The sequence below is a fragment of the Rhodanobacter sp. FW106-PBR-R2A-1-15 genome (assembly GCF_058789735.1).
Map to the genome: position 1 here is coordinate 20,320 of NZ_JBYTEM010000042.1, position 14,706 is coordinate 35,025.

Genomic DNA, 14,706 nt, shown 5'->3' on the forward strand with positions numbered 1-14,706 from the left:
CAGCGTGATCAATTCGCACCCAGTCACCCGTGGCCGGGCCGGAACTCGGGAAACCCACGCCTCAGCCGCAACAACAGTGGCTCACGAAACGCGCGACGTATCAGTGAAAGCGCCTACCGCTAGTGCGCCTCGGCCAGATAGGTGTAGGCGGTGAGTCCGCCGTCAAGCGCGTCGTACAGGCGCGCCGCCTCGTCGCCGGCGAGGCCGGCGGCGGCGATGCGCTCGCGGTAGCTGGCGCGCAGCGTCTCTAGGTCGTAGCCGACGTAATCGAGCATCAGGTCGGTGGTGTCGCCGCGGCGTACATGCGCGAAAGTGTAACCGTCGCCGTCCACGCGCACGTTCACCGCATCGGTGTCGCCGAACAGGTTGTGGATGTCGCCCAGCGTCTCCTGGTAGGCGCCGACCATGAAGATGCCGAGGCGGTAGCTTTCGCCGTCCCGCAATGCGTGCAGCGGCAGGCTGACGTCCACGCCTTCGGCGTCCACGTAGTGGTCGATGCGGCCGTCCGAATCGCAGGTGAGGTCGACGATGACGCCGCGCCGCGCCGGCCGTTCGGCCAGCCGCGCGATGGGCGCGATCGGGAAGATCTGCCCGATCGCCCACACGTCGGGGATCGACTCGAACACCGAGAAGTTGACGAAGTACTTGTCGACCAGCTTCTCGTCCAGCTCGTCCAGCGCCTGCCGGTGCGAGCGCTCGGCTGGCAGCAGGCGTTCGCGCACGGCGTTGGCGATCGCGTAGTACATCTCGTCCAGCCGCGCGCGGTCGGCCAGCGCCAGCTGGCCCAGCGCATACAGCGCCTGGCCTTCGCTCAAGTGGTGCTGCGCCTCGTGGAACAGCTCCAGCGCGGGGCGCCGGTCCAGTTCTTCCCAGGTCTCGCGCAGCCGGCGCAGTACCGCCGGCTCGTCCGCGCACGGCGGCGGGATCGCCCCGGCCGGCACTTCCTCCACCTCGGTCACGTTGACCACCATCACCGCGTGATGCGCGGTCATCGCGCGACCGGCCTCGGTGAGGATGTGCGGCGCCACCAGCCCTTCTGCCTCGACCGCCTCGGCCAGCGACTGCACGATGGTGGCGGCGTACTGCTCGATCGAGTAGTTGATCGAGTTGTGGCTGCGCGAGCGCGAACCTTCGTAGTCCACGCCGAGGCCGCCGCCGACGTCGACGATCTCCAGCGGCACGCCCATGCGGCTGAGCTCGACAAAATAGCGGGTGGCCTCGCGCATGCCGTTGGCAATGTCGCGCACGTTGGAAATCTGCGAGCCCATGTGGAAGTGCTGCAGCTTCAGCGTGTGCTTGAGCCCGGCCTGCTCCAGCCGCTCGATCAGGCTGAGCACCTGCGCCGACGACAGCCCGAATTTGCCCTTGTCGCCGCCGGTGTTCTGCCACTTGCCGGCGCCGATGGAAGCGAGGCGCACGCGCACGCCGAGCAGCGGCTCCACGCCCAGCGCCCTGGCCTCGGCGAACACGTGGTCCAGCTCGGACAGCTTCTCGATCACGATGTGCACGCGCAGGCCGAGCTTCCTGCCGATCAGCGCCAGGCGGATGTACTCGCGATCCTTGTAACCGTTGCAGATCACGATGGAACCGGGCCGTGCCATCGCCAGCACCGCCATCAGTTCGGGCTTGGAACCGGCCTCCAGGCCGAAGCCATGCACGCCGGCGGCCACCAGCTCGCCAGCCACGCCGCGCTGCTGGTTGACCTTGATCGGGTAGATCGCGGTGTAGCCGCCGGCGTAGTGCCACTCGTCGATGGCCTTGGCGAAAGCCGTCTGCAGCCGCGCCAGGCGGTCGGCCAGGATGTCCGGAAAGCGCACCAGCAGCGGCAGCCGCAGGCCTTCGGCGCAGGCGCGCGCGACGATCGCCGGCAGCGACAGCGCCGGGCCGTACGCGCCGCGCGGGCGCATCACGATGCAGCCGGCTTCGTCCACGTCCACGTAGCCGTCGCCCCAGTGCGGCACCGCATAGGTGTGGCGGGCGGTGTCGACAGTCCAATGGTTCGCCATCAGCGTTGCTCCTCGTGCAAACGAATGATGTCGTCGCAGCGGCGAGCCTTGACGCTTCAGCTCTACACGAGCACGAGCCCGAACGACCGGAAGCCTCGCACGCCGCGGGGTCGATCGGGCTGGTCGGCGACCGGCGCGCTGCGCCGGCCAGGCCGGAGCGCCATTGTAATGGGCGGCTGTGACGATATGAGCAAGGCGGCGGCCACTGCCGGGACGTTCACCGCCGTTGCCGCTACAATTGACGACCCTTGTCCTTCCACCCGGTTCACCAGGAACACCCGCCATGTCGCAGCACTCCACGCCGAACGAAGCCCGGCCCAACGAGGCCTGGTTCACCGAGGCCCACCAGGCCTCCGGCTCCGCCATCGGCTTCCGTACCGAGCAGCTGCTGCATGCGGAAAAGACCCCGTTCCAGACCATCGAGATCCACAAGACCACCGACTGGGGCAACCTGATGGTGATCGACGGCTGCGTGATGCTGACCAGCCGCGACAACTTCCTCTACCACGAGATGATGACCCACCCGGCGCTGTTCACCCATGCGCGCGCCAAGCGCGTGGTGATCATCGGCGGTGGCGACTGCGGCACGCTGCGCGAGGTGCTGCGCCACGAGGAAGTCGAGCACGCGGTGCAGGTGGAGATCGACGAGCGCGTCACCCGCCTGGCTGAGCAGTACTTCCCCGAGCTGTGCGAGGCGAACGGCGACCCGCGCGCCGAGCTGCTGTTCATCGACGGCATCAAGTACATGGCCGAGGCCGAGCCCGATTCGCTGGATCTGATCATCGTCGACTCGACCGACCCGGTCGGCCCGGCCGAAGGCCTGTTCAATGCCGCGTTCTACGCCAGCTGCTACAAGGCACTGCGCCACGGCGGCCTGCTGGTGCAGCAGAGCGAATCGCCACTGGCGCACCTGGAGCTGATCAAGTCGATGCGCTCGGCCATGCGCACCTCGGGCTTCAGCGCGGTGAAGACGCTGCCGTTCCCGCAGCCGTGCTACCCCACCGGCTGGTGGAGCTGCACCATGGCGCGCAAGGGCGGCGACCTGTCCGGCTTCCGCGAGCGCGGCGCTACAGCCAAGAACTTCCCCACCAGGTACTACAACGCCGAGATCCACAAGGCCGCGCTGGCCCAGCCGGAATTCATGCGCGAGGCGTTGGGCGAATAAACCGGGATTCGGGAGACGGGATTCGAGATTCGGCAAAGCCAATCCTCGCGATACCGCTGCTCTTTCGGATCCCGAATCCCGTCTCCCGAATCCCGTCGCTCAAAACATCTTCGAGCGCACCTTCGGCAGCAGCACCAGCAGCAGCGTGGCGAGCGGGCCGAACAGCAGCGACAGCAGGAACCAGATGAGCCCGCTGCGGTTCTTGCCTTGTGCCAGGGCGGCATTGATCAGGGCCAGCGTGCCCCAGCCGACAAACCAGGGTGCGCCGCCGGCGAACGTCGACAGATGATCCACTACGCGTCTCCCGAACGATGGCATGGAGGGCGCGGCCCTGCGCCGGGGGATTTCCATCCTAGCAAGCCTTGCCGCACTGGTCCGCCTTCGCCGGCGGGCGGATCAGCCGCGCTTAATCCGCGCAGGGTATGCTGCGCGCTTTGTTCGCCTGCGGAGTCGAGCTCATGATGCGTGGACGGCATTGCCTCGCCCTGATTTTCGCGTGGTCGCTGGCCGTTGCGCCGGCATTCGCCGGCAAGCCCCCGGCCGGCAAGAGCCGCGGCACGCCGGACCAGGCGGCGCAGGCCCGCGACAAGGCCCAGCTCGCCTTCCAGCGCGACCTGGTCAGCGTGCTCGCCCCCAGCGGCGATTCGTCGCGGCTGCTCGGCGCGGCCCTGCTGGCGCGACCGCTGTTCAACCAGCCGCCCAGCAACAGCTTCCATCGTCTGATCGAGCGCGCCGCGCAGGCCGAAGGCGCTGACGCGGCGGTCGACTGGATGCGCCTGGCCGACTGCGATGCCGCCGCCGACGCCTGCCCGAACGGCGAAGCCCTGCAGCACCTGCTGGCCCGGGCCCCGGACAACGCCGCGGTGTGGCTGCTCAAGCTCGGCGCCGATGCGCGGGCCAAGCAGCAGCAGGCCGCCCGCGAAGACCTGCGCCAGGCCGCCGCCGCGAAGCGCTACGACGATTACGCCGGCATCAGCCTGCAGGCGCTGGCCAATGCGGCCGGCGCGTTGCCGCCGCCGCCCGAGGCGCTGGACCCGGCCCACGCCGGCGGCGCCGTCGGCATGCAGGCCGTGCTGGCGTTCGGCCTGGCCGGCACCCAGCCGCAACCCGCCCTGCAGCTGGTCGCCAAGCTGTGCGAGAACGCCGGCGAGGACGCCTCGATCAAGGCCGACTGCGTGGCCTTGGGCAAGACGCTGGAATGGGGCTCCAGCCCGCTGGCGCGTTCGCTGGGCCTGCACCTGCGCGAGGTGCTGGCCGACGATCCGGCGCAGCAACAGGAAGCGCAGGACGCCCGCCGCAACCTGGTCTGGCAGGTGCAGAGCTTCGCCCAGCTGCTGGCCAGGGCGCAGGACGACACGGCGCTGGCCCAACGCCTGCTGGCGCTGGCCCGCCGCGGCGGCACCGAGATGAGCCTGCAGCTGGCCGCCCTGCGCGACAACGGCATCCCGGTCGAAACGCCTGCCGGCTGGCGGCCCCAGAGCCGGAAATAGGGAATCGAGAATGGGGAATAGCCAGAGCGGGAAACGCCGAACCGGGCGGCAAGGGCTGCTCTTCCGATTCCCGATTCCCTACTCCCTATTCCCTGCCTTGATTCCCTATTCCCGGCCTTCCCGCTAGGCTTGGGCCACCTTCCGTAGCAGGGGCGATCCGATGCTTACGACGCTGGTGGCGAGCAGCAAGGGTGGTTGCGGCAAGAGCACGCTGGTGACGCAGCTGGCGTCGCACTGGGCCCAGGCGGGACAACACACCGCGATCCTCGACGCCGACCGGCAGCACTCCAGCTTCCACTGGGCCGAGCTGCGGCCGGACAACGTTCCCGGCGTGCTGGCCTTCGACAGCGGCCGGCGCAGCCTGCAACGGGTACCGCCGGACACCCAGCAACTGTTGATCGACACCCCCGCCGGCGCCGATGAGCGCGAACTGGAACCTTACCTCGACGCAGCCGACGTGCTGCTGGTGCCGGTGCTGCCGTCCTCGTTCGACCTCGACGCCACGTTGCGTTTCCTCGGCGAGCTGCAGGCGGTCAAGCGCGTCCGCAGCGGCAAGCTGCCGGTGGCGCTGGTCGCCAACCGACTCAAGCCGTGGACCCACGCCAGCCAGGACGCGCTCGCCCGGCTCGCCGAGCAGTCGCCGTTCCCGATCGCCGCGCAGCTGCGCGACAGCCAGGCCTACGTGCTGCTCGCCGGACTCGGCAAGGGCATCTTCGACTACCAGTCCGAACAGGTGCGCAGCCATCAGCAGGACTGGAAGGCCCTGCTGCGCTGGATCAAGCGCCAGCACTGAAGCGCGCGCCTCCCCACGTTCATCGCGCCCCGCACCACCACACCCGGAGTCCTCCATGCACGAACTGATCCTGTTGCGACACGCCGAAGCCGTGTCGATGGAAACCGCCGGCGACGACCCGCAGCGTCCGCTCAGCGTGCGCGGCGAGCGGGAAGCACAGGCCGCCGGGCTGTGGCTGGCCGCGCACGGCCTGCGCCCCGACCGGGTGCTGTGCTCGCCGAGCCGGCGCACCGACGAGACCACCCGGCTGGCGCTGGCCGCGATCGACGACGCGCCGGTACCGCAACAGGCCACCGAAATCTACGACGCCACGCCGGGCGAGCTGCTGGCCCTGCTCGACCAGCACGCCGACGCCGGCACGGTGCTGCTGGTCGGCCACAACCCCGGCATGGAGCGGCTGGTTGCCCTGCTGGTCGAGGGCCGCTCCGACGAGTTCCGCGGCATGCCGCCCGGCGCGCTGGCCGTGCTGCACCTGGACGGCGCGCTGGAACCGGGCAACGCCCGCCTGGACGCGTTCTGGTCGCCCTGACGCCACCCTACGCCCGGGCCCAAGGCGCGCGTTGATCATCGCCTGCAGTCACGGTCGCCGCACGCCTCCCCCGTATCATCCACGCATGCCCGCCCTGCGCCGATTCGCCCTCCCGCTGCTGCTGATACTGCTGTTGCTGCAAGGCTGCACGCTGTCGCGCGCGCAGATCCGCCGCGCCGACGCGATGGTCGCCGCCAGTGCCGACCGCAGCAGCAGCTGCGACCGGACCGACCATTGCGCGATCCCCTCGCCGCTGCTGGCGGCAGCCACCGAGGCGTTCGCCGCCTCCACGCCGCAGCGGCCGGTGCACGTGGTCACCCTGCTCGACGACACCGAGCCGGCTTTGGCCGCGCGGATCAACCTGGTGCGCGCGGCACGCCGCTCGATCGACGTACAGACCTACATCTGGGACCAGGACGACGCCGGCCAGCTGATGCTGGACGAACTGGTGCGCGCGGCGCGGCGCGGCGTGCGCGTGCGCATCCTGGCCGACCAGCTGTCCTCCTTCAACGACCCGGACCTGCTCGACCGGCTGGCGTGGGTCAGTCCGAATCTGCAGGTGCGGCTGTACAACCCCACCTTCCACAAGGCACGCACCCAGCCGCTGGAGTTCGTCGCCGGCATCCTGTGCTGCTTCATGCAGTTCAACCAGCGCATGCACAACAAGCTGCTGCTGGTCGACGACGCCATCGGCATCGCCGGCGGGCGCAACTACCAGGACCGCTACTTCAACTGGGACGACGCCTTCAACTACATCGACCGCGACGCGATGGTCGGCGGGCCGGCCGCGCTGCAGATGGCGACCAGCTTCGAGCTGTTCTGGAACCACCCGCGCTCGCTGCCGCTGACCCACCTGCGCGACGTCAACCGGCGCATCCTGACCGAACGCGCGCCACCATCCTGGCCGGCCCCGCACTACCGCCGCCCGGCGCGCGTGGCCCAGGTGCAGGAGGACGCCGAGGACCCGGCCTGGCTGCAGGCCTGGCTGGTCGACGCCTCGCTGCGGGTGGGCCAGGTGGAGTACTTCAGCGACCTGCCGGCGAAGACCGACAAGCCGGACAAGCGACGCGCGCTGGAATTCACCCACCACATCATGCACATGATCGGCGAAGCGAAACACGAGGTGCTGCTGCAGACACCGTACCTGGTGATGAGCAAGCGCGCCCAGCACATCTTTCGCACGCTGCACCGGCGCGCCGAGCCGCCGCGGGTGATCGTCTCCACCAGTTCGCTGGCCTCGACCGACGCGTTCGCGGCGTACGCGATGTCGTACAAGCACCGCAAGCGTTACCTGAAGAAATTCGGCTTCGAGGTCCACGAGCTGAAGCCGCACGCACCCAGCGCCGGTGAGGACTACGAACTGGCCAACCTCGGCATGCCCGCGACCCGCCTGCCGTCGAAAGTCGCCGGCGTGCACCCCTTCAGCGAGACGCGTTTACACCTGCTCGGCAGCCGCGGCAGCAACAATCGGCCGGCGCCGCTGCAAAGCGGAGGCATGCGCTTCGGCCTGCATGCGAAGTCGATCGTGGTCGACGACGCCTTCGCCATGGTCGGCTCGCACAACTTCGACCCGCGCTCGGACCACTACAACACCGAGTCGGGCGTGATCGTCTACGACCACGACTTCGCCGGCCAGCTCCGCCGCAGCATCCTGCGCAGCACGCAACCGGAGAACGCGTGGGTGATCGCGCCGCGGCAGCCGAAGGTGCCGATGCTGACCGACATCAACCAGGCGATCGGCTCGTTCTCCGAAAGCCTGCCATTGTTCGACCTGTGGCCGTTCCGCTACGCCACCAGCTACGACCTCAAGCCCGGCTGCCAGCCGCTGCGCGCCACCGACCCGAACTTCTACGCCTGCTACGAACCGGTCGGCGACTTCCCCGACGTGGCGCTGTCGCCAAAGCTGATCATCACGCGGCTGATCACCGCGTTCGGGGTGGGCGCCAAGGGCATCCTGTGAGGGCCGCTCATTACCGTGCGCTCTGTTCCACCGAGATCACTTTCTCCACCTGTTGCGTTGTTTGAAGCAAAGCCAAGAGCTTTCGTGCGCCTTCGGCGCGCGAGTCACTTTCTCTCGCTTGCCCGAGAGAAAGTAACCAAAGAGAGGGGCACCCCGCTTCCGCGCCTTGCGGGCATCGGGCAACCGCTCCTGCGTTGCCTCCACTCCGGCATCCATGCCGTCGCCTGCCCTGACGACAAACTGGTTCGCATCCATGCGAACCACCCTTCGGGCTTTTCCTCCGCCCGCCCGCCGCTGCAGAGGGGACCCCGGGTAGAGCAGCGCGCATTCTGCGCGCACTCTTCAGAAGAGCCGGATCAAAAACAGAGGAGAAGCCACAGCAAAGCGTCGCTTTGCTGTAGCTGTGGCTGTAGCTGTGGCTGTGGCTGTGGCTGTTGCTGTCGCTTTTCAGCTTCATCACCGAGTGCGGGCCAGGATGGCCCGCTGCTCTACCCGGGGTCCCTTGCGCGGCGGTGAGCCGGGGTCGACAGGCCGCGCAGCGGGAACCGACAGGATGTCGGTTCCTTTTCGACAGCACATGGATGTGCTGTCGAAAAGCCCGGCCCCGGCTCACGGACTTGTTGGGCAGGATGCCCAACAAGCGCCAAGCGGGGTGGTCTTATCTCTTTGGTTACTTTCTCTTTACTCCGGACATCCTGCCCTTCGCCCTTCGGGCCAGCTTCGCTGTTCGCGCACGCATCCTGCGCACGCGTGGCCACGCAAAGAGAAAGTAACTCGGGCGCCGGAGGCGCACGAAAGCCCTTGCCTCTGATGCTTCTCGCTTTGAATGCAGCAAGCGCAAGAGCATCGCGCACAAGGTGCGCTCCTACAGGTGCACGTGAACGAAAGCTCTTCGCTCTGGAACGACAAAACACAAAGCACCAACGCGCTGGGACAAAACCCTACGGCAACTGCGCGACGCGATCGCCCCGCGAGGTGAAGCGCATCGGCAGCTCGCCGCTGAGGCCGTCGGGGTGGTCCGGCGGCACCGCGAAGCGCCAGCCGCGCACGCTGCGCAGGGCGTGCTGGTCGAGCACCGGGTCGCCGCTGGATTCGGCGAGGCCGGCGGCGCTGACCCGGCCGTTACCGTCGATGTCAACGTGCAGCAGCACGCGACCGTCGAGATGGCCGCGCAGCTCATCCCACGATTGCGAGGTGTCGGCGGGGGTGGCCAGCGGCACCAGCTCGGGCGCGGGTGCGGCGATGGCGGCCTGGGCTTCGTCAGCGACCACCACCGGCGGTGGCATGCGCCTCGCAGGCGCCAGGCGCGGCGAGCGGCGCGGCCGATGCGGTGATGGGCCGGCGCGCATCGCGGTCGGCGTGTCGACCTGCACGACATAGCGCGCCGGCGGGCCGGGCCAGACGCTGGTCTGCTCGCTGAGCCAGCCGGTACCGGCGACGCCGGCGGCCAGCGCGAGCAGGCTGAGCGTGGTGGTGGTGCGCAGGCGGAACATGGCGGTCTTTATGCGCCCCGCAGGGCCAATCGCGGCTGAAGCTGCTGCCCGGTCACCGCTCGAGGATCGCGGTGACGCCCATGCCGCCGGCGGTGCAGATCGAGATCAGGCCGCGGCCGGAGCCCCTCTGTTCCAGCAGCTTGGCCAGTGTGGCGATGATCCGCGCGCCGGTGGCGGCGAACGGGTGGCCGACGGCGAGGCTGGAACCGTGCACGTTGAGCTTGGCCGGGTCGATCGCGCCGAGCGGCGCGCCCAGGCCGAGCCGGTTCTTGCAGTAGTCGGCCGATTCCCACGCGCGCAGCGTGCACAGCACCTGCGCCGCGAACGCCTCGTGGATCTCGTAGTAGTCGAAGTCCTGCAGGCGCAGGCCATGACGCGCCAGCAGGCGCGGCACCGCGATGGTCGGCGCCATCAGCAGGCCCTCACCGTGCACGAAGTCCACCGCGGCGACCTCGGCGTCGCGCAGGTACGCCTGGATCTTCAGGCCGCGCTGCGCCGCCCACGCCTCGCTGGCCAGCAGCACTGCGGCGGCGCCGTCGGACAGGCCAGTGGAGTTGCCGGCAGTGAGCGTGCCGTGGCCGGAGGTCTTGTCGAACGCGGGCTTCAGCGCGGCCAGCTTCTCCATGCTCGAATCCGGGCGCAGGAAGCCGTCGCGCTTGAGCCCGCGGAACGGCACCAGCAGGTCCTCGAAGAAACCGGCGTCGTACGCGGCGGCCAGCTTGCGGTGGCTGTCCAGCGCCAGCTGGTCCTGCGCCTCGCGAGTGACGTGCCATTCCTTCGCCATCTGCTCGCAATGGTCGCCCATCGACTTGCCGGTGCGCGGCTCGGCCACGCCGGGGAACGACGGCTTCAGTTCGCCGAGCGAGAAGCCGCGCAGCGCGACGCGCAGCTTGTCCAGCGGGGTCCTGGCGCGGTTCATCGCCAGCAGGCGCTTGCGCAGGCGGGCGCCATAGACGATCGGCACGTCGGAGGTGGTGTCCGAGCCGCCGGCGACGCCGGCCTCGATCTGCCCGGCGGCGATCTTGTTGGCGATGATGATGGCATTGTCGAGCGAAGTGCCGCAGGCGCGCGCGGTGGTGATACCCGGCGTGGTCGGCGCCAGGCCGGAACTGAGCAGCGCCTCGCGCGCCAGGTTCCAGTCGGAGGAGTGCTTGATCACCGCGCCCATCACCACCTCGCCCAGCTCCACGCCGTGCAGGCCGAAGCGCTCGACCAGGGTGCCGAGCACTTTCACCGACATGCCGAAGTTGCCGACGTCGGCGTAGGCGGTGTTGTTGCGACAGAACGGAATGCGCACGCCGCCGATCACCCCGACGCGCTTTTGCGTGTTTTCCATGCTCAGGACAGTCCACCACTCAAGTTTGTCAAGGCTAACCCGCCATGCCCCGCGGCGAAAGCCCAAATCGCTGAATGGTAGAATCCCGTCTCTTCGTCTTCTTGCGGACCTCGCCGGTGGAAACCAAAACGCTGCTCGCGCTGCCCATCGTGCTGGCGCTGGAACCGGCCGCGGGCGAGCCGGCGGCGCGGATGAGCTTCACCCGCGACGAAGCTGCCGAGCTGGCCGCGCTGGTCGCCACCGACCTGCACGGGCTGGTGCCGCAGGTGGACGCCGCGCGGCTGGCGCTGGCCGCCGCGCTGTTCGACCAGGTCGAACTGCTGCGGCCGGGCTTCCCGGTGTGGAGCACGCTGGAGGATCTGGCGCGACGCGTGCCACGCGGCCATCTGGAGAACGTGGTGGCGTTCGGCACCCACGAGGGGCAGATGCCGGCGCCGGCGCTGGAGCCGTCGTCGGCCTATGCCGATGGCCCGATGCGGCTGCTGCCGATGAGCCTGCTGGTGGCGGCGGAGCAGGCTGAGGAGCTGTCCGAGCAGTTGGAGGTGCAGCTGGTCGGCCGCGGCGAGATGGGCACGCATACCGCCGACTGGCTGATGCGCGCGCTCGGCATCCAGCTGGAGCATGCACGCTACTTCAGCCGCAACGACCTGCTCGCGCTGACCTGCGTGCAGTACGAGCACGTCAACCTGGCGCCGCTGTGGGCGCTGCTGGAGGCGGCGCTGCTCACGCCCGACCACGAGGAAGCGACCATGAGCGCGCGTGGGTTGCCCCTGCGCTACGCCGGCGGCAGGGTGCTGGCGCCGTCGCCGTCGCAGTGGCTGGCCACGCAGACCGGCGGTGACGCCGGACAGCGCGCGCACGACTTCGCCGGCATCGTGTTCGAGCTGCGCCAGTACGCCGCGCTGCTCGATGCGCACCATGTGCCGCTGCAGCTGTCGCCCGAGCTGGCGGCGGACACGGCGGTCGACGGCTGCCTGCTGGAAACCCTGGCCGCGGTCGAACCGGGCTACGACCCGCCGACGCTGTTCGCGCACGAGGCGCCCGGCCTCGGCGTGGTGGCGGTCAGCGTGGTCCAGCGCGGCGACGGCGGAAAGGCGCGCGCGCTGGCGCACGGTTATCCGCTGCGACCGCAGGCACTCGGCCCGCTGCTGGCGCAACTGACCGACCGTTACGGCATCGTCGCCGAACTGCATGCATCCGGCCGCATCGTGCTGGACGCCGACGGCCGGCTCGGCGCCCCGGCGACGCTCCTGCACTGAACTTCCGCGCGACCGGCTCTGGGCAGCGGCGAAAACTCGGCGCATGATGCAAGGGCGCCGCCAGGGGGCGCCCTGCTGACGGAATGACCATGCGGCCGCACGAGCCTGCCGAGGTATCGCCATCGCTACCCGGGGAAGCCGACTGGTCGGCGCGGGTCGCGCACGGCGCGCCCGTGCTGCTGGCCTACCTCGATCTGGAACAGCGCTTCCGCTTCGTCAACGACACCCACCGCCGCTGGCTCGGCGTCGATCCGCAGCAACTGATCGGCCAGCTCCTGGTCGACGTGGTCGGCCGGCGCAACCACGCGCTGGCCAAGACGGCGCTGGCGCGCGCCTACGCCGGGCAGATGGCCAGCTACGAGGGCGAGCTGCACGACGGCAGTCGGCGGCGCTACGCGCACGGCAACTTCCAGCCCGACTTCGACGCCGGGGGCCGCGTCTGCGGCATCTTCACCGCGCTGGTCGACATCACCGAGCGGCACAACCTGGAACTCAAGCTGCACGAGAGCGAGCAGCGCTTCTTCGGCGCGTTCCAGCACGCCGCGATCGGCATGGCGCTGGTCGCACCGGACAGCCGCTGGCTGCGGGTCAACGCGGCGCTTTGCGCGATGCTCGGCTACCGCGAGGACGAGTTCCTGTCACGCAAGACGCGCGACATCACCCACCCCGACGACGTCGCGACCAGCGACATGCGGCATGCACAGATGCTGGAAGGCGAGCTGGAATCGTGCCATCTGGAGAAGCGGTATTTCCACCGGAATGGCAGCCTGGTACACGCGCAGCTCAGCGTGTCCCTGGTGCGCGACGACGATGGCAGTCCGCGTTATTTCGTCGTGCAGATCCAGGACATCAGCCAGCGCAAGGCGTTCGAGGACGCGCTGCACCGCGAGCGCGAACTGGCCGAGGTCACCCTGCGCTCGATCGGCGACGCGGTGATCACCACCGACCCGCAGCTGTGCATCACCTCGCTCAACCCGATCGCCGAGGCGATGACCGGCTGGAGCGGGCTGGAGGCGCAGGGCCGGCCGATCGAGGAGATCTTCCAGCTGTTCGACGCCCGCAGCGGCCATGCCGTGGCGAATCCGCTGCGCGCGGCGATCAGCCACAACACCATCGTCGACCTGGCCGGCCGCACCCTGCTGCGCCACCGCCACGGCTTCGACACGCCGGTGGAGGACTCCTCCGCGCCGATCCACGACAACGCCGGCAACGTGATCGGCGGCGTACTGGTGTTCCACGACGTCAGCGAGACCCGCGCGCTGGCGCTGAAGATGATCCACCTCACCCAGCACGACACGCTCACCGGCCTGCCCAACCGCAGCCAGCTGCACGAGCACATCGGCCAGGCGATCGCCACCGCCAACCGACGCCAGCAGCGCGCCGCGCTGCTCTACGCCGACATCGACAACTTCAAGCAGGTCAACGAGCTGCACGGCCACGCCGCCGGCGACCGGGTACTGCGCGCGTTCGCGGCCCAGCTGCAGCGCTGCCTGTCCGGCGACGACCTGCTGAGCCGTTACGGCGGCGACGAGTTCGTGGTGGTGCTGCCGCACCTGGAGAGCGTCGGCGACGCGGCCAGCCTGGGCCAGCGGTTGATCAACCACGGCGAGCAGACCCGCGTCGACGGCCTGGCCGAGCTTGGCCTGCGGCTCAGCATCGGCATCAGCGTATACCCGGACGACGCGATCGAGCCGGACGGCCTGCTGCAGCATGCGGAGACCGCGCTGGTCGCGGTGAAGGCGCAGGGCCGGCACGGCTACCGCTTCTTCACCGCGTCGATGAACGAGCGCACGCAGGCGCGGCGACGGATCGAGACCGCGTTGCGCCAGGCGCTGCCGCGGCACGAGCTGGAGCTGTACTACCAGCCCAAGGTGGACGTGCACAGCGGCCGCATCGTCGGCGCCGAGGCGCTGCTGCGCTGGCAGGCGAACGGACGCGAGCTGTACCAGCCGGACCAGTTCGTGCCGGTCGCCGAGGACAGCGGGCTGATCCTGCCGATCGGCGCCTGGGCGTTGCGCCGTGCCTGCCGGCAGGCACGGGCATGGCAGGACCTCGGCCACGCCATCGCGGTCTCGGTGAACGTGTCGCCGCTGCAGTTCCAGCACCCCGAGTTCTACCACTGGCTGGACGAGGTGCTGGTGGAAAGCGGCCTGGCGCCCGGCCTGCTCGAGCTGGAATTGACCGAGCGCATGGTGATGTCCGGCGGCGACGCCACCACCGGCCTGCTGCAGCGGATCAAGCGGCGTGGCGTGCGGCTGTCGCTGGACGATTTCGGCACCGGCTACTGCAGCCTGTCGTACCTGAAGCACTTCCCGATCGACACGCTGAAGATCGACCGCGTGTTCGTGCGCGACCTCGCCAGCGACCGCGACACCGCCACCATCACCAGCGCGATCATCGCAATGGCGCGCAGCCTCAACAAGGAGGTGGTGGCCGAGGGCGTGGAGACGCACGCGCAGGTGGCGTTCCTGCGCCAGGCCGGCTGTTCGCAGCTGCAGGGCTTCCTGTTCGGCGCGGCATTACCGGCGGCAGAGTTCCAGGCGCTGCTTACCGGAGCCTCCACCCCCACGCCTGACCTGTAGGAGCGCACCCTGTGCGCGATGCTCTTCGTCACGAAATGAAGAGCATCGCGCACCTGTCTCTTCTCCACATCTGACGCTGCCGACGATAGCTCA

Annotated in this window: 12 protein-coding genes; 7 read left to right on the top strand and 5 right to left on the bottom strand. The window is 69.2% G+C overall.

The window, feature by feature from the left end; all coding sequences use genetic code 11:
- Nucleotides 1-119: 119 nt before the first annotated feature.
- Nucleotides 120-2,006 carry an arginine decarboxylase gene (gene speA, locus AC3WTD_RS17155; protein WP_492614518.1) on the bottom strand — a complete coding sequence of 629 codons (1,887 nt, stop codon included), beginning with the start codon at nt 2,004-2,006 and terminating at the stop codon, nt 120-122.
- 283 nt (nt 2,007-2,289) lie between these two features.
- On the opposite strand from speA, the gene speE reads away from it, so the two are divergent.
- A complete protein-coding gene (gene speE / locus AC3WTD_RS17160; protein ID WP_027491170.1) occupies nt 2,290-3,171 on the top strand; it encodes a polyamine aminopropyltransferase in 882 nt (293 codons plus the stop codon).
- 99 nt (nt 3,172-3,270) lie between these two features.
- Here the strand turns inward: speE and AC3WTD_RS17165 are convergent, their stop codons facing one another.
- Nucleotides 3,271-3,465 carry a hypothetical protein gene (locus AC3WTD_RS17165; protein WP_027491169.1) on the bottom strand — a complete coding sequence of 65 codons (195 nt, stop codon included), beginning with the start codon at nt 3,463-3,465 and terminating at the stop codon, nt 3,271-3,273.
- A 164-nt stretch (nt 3,466-3,629) separates the two neighbouring features.
- On the opposite strand from AC3WTD_RS17165, the gene AC3WTD_RS17170 reads away from it, so the two are divergent.
- The 4 genes from AC3WTD_RS17170 (at nt 3,630) to AC3WTD_RS17185 (ending at nt 7,943) form a co-directional block, all read left to right on the top strand.
- A complete protein-coding gene (locus AC3WTD_RS17170; RefSeq protein WP_492614519.1) occupies nt 3,630-4,661 on the top strand; it encodes a hypothetical protein in 1,032 nt (343 codons plus the stop codon).
- Between the two features lie 160 nt (nt 4,662-4,821).
- Nucleotides 4,822-5,454 carry a nucleotide-binding protein gene (locus tag AC3WTD_RS17175; RefSeq protein ID WP_008438833.1) on the top strand — a complete coding sequence of 211 codons (633 nt, stop codon included), beginning with the start codon at nt 4,822-4,824 and terminating at the stop codon, nt 5,452-5,454.
- A 55-nt stretch (nt 5,455-5,509) separates the two neighbouring features.
- The gene (locus AC3WTD_RS17180; protein ID WP_492614520.1) at nt 5,510-5,983 is read left to right on the top strand and encodes a SixA phosphatase family protein; all 474 of its coding nucleotides are present in this window, start codon (nt 5,510-5,512) and stop codon (nt 5,981-5,983) included.
- An 85-nt stretch (nt 5,984-6,068) separates the two neighbouring features.
- Entirely contained in the window at nt 6,069-7,943 is a 1,875-nt protein-coding gene (locus AC3WTD_RS17185) for a phospholipase D-like domain-containing protein (RefSeq protein ID WP_492614521.1), read from the top strand.
- A gap of 36 nt (nt 7,944-7,979) precedes the next feature.
- Here AC3WTD_RS17185 and AC3WTD_RS17190 read toward each other — a convergent pair whose 3' ends face one another.
- From AC3WTD_RS17190 to AC3WTD_RS17200, 3 genes are all read right to left on the bottom strand, one after another.
- On the bottom strand, nt 7,980-8,198 hold the full coding sequence (locus AC3WTD_RS17190; protein ID WP_492614522.1) for a hypothetical protein: 219 nt from the start codon (nt 8,196-8,198) through the stop codon (nt 7,980-7,982).
- Between the two features lie 686 nt (nt 8,199-8,884).
- On the bottom strand, nt 8,885-9,436 hold the full coding sequence (locus tag AC3WTD_RS17195) for an energy transducer TonB family protein (protein ID WP_492614523.1): 552 nt from the start codon (nt 9,434-9,436) through the stop codon (nt 8,885-8,887).
- 52 nt (nt 9,437-9,488) lie between these two features.
- Entirely contained in the window at nt 9,489-10,772 is a 1,284-nt protein-coding gene (locus AC3WTD_RS17200) for an acetyl-CoA C-acetyltransferase (protein ID WP_492614524.1), read from the bottom strand.
- Between the two features lie 116 nt (nt 10,773-10,888).
- Here AC3WTD_RS17200 and AC3WTD_RS17205 point away from each other — a divergent pair, with 116 nt between their 5' ends.
- Together AC3WTD_RS17205 and AC3WTD_RS17210 are read left to right on the top strand one after the other, a co-directional pair.
- On the top strand, nt 10,889-12,031 hold the full coding sequence (locus AC3WTD_RS17205; protein ID WP_492614525.1) for a hypothetical protein: 1,143 nt from the start codon (nt 10,889-10,891) through the stop codon (nt 12,029-12,031).
- Between the two features lie 89 nt (nt 12,032-12,120).
- Nucleotides 12,121-14,613: a sensor domain-containing protein gene (locus AC3WTD_RS17210; RefSeq protein ID WP_492614526.1), complete on the top strand. Its 2,493-nt coding sequence runs from the start codon at nt 12,121-12,123 to the stop codon at nt 14,611-14,613.
- Nucleotides 14,614-14,706 lie beyond the last annotated feature (93 nt).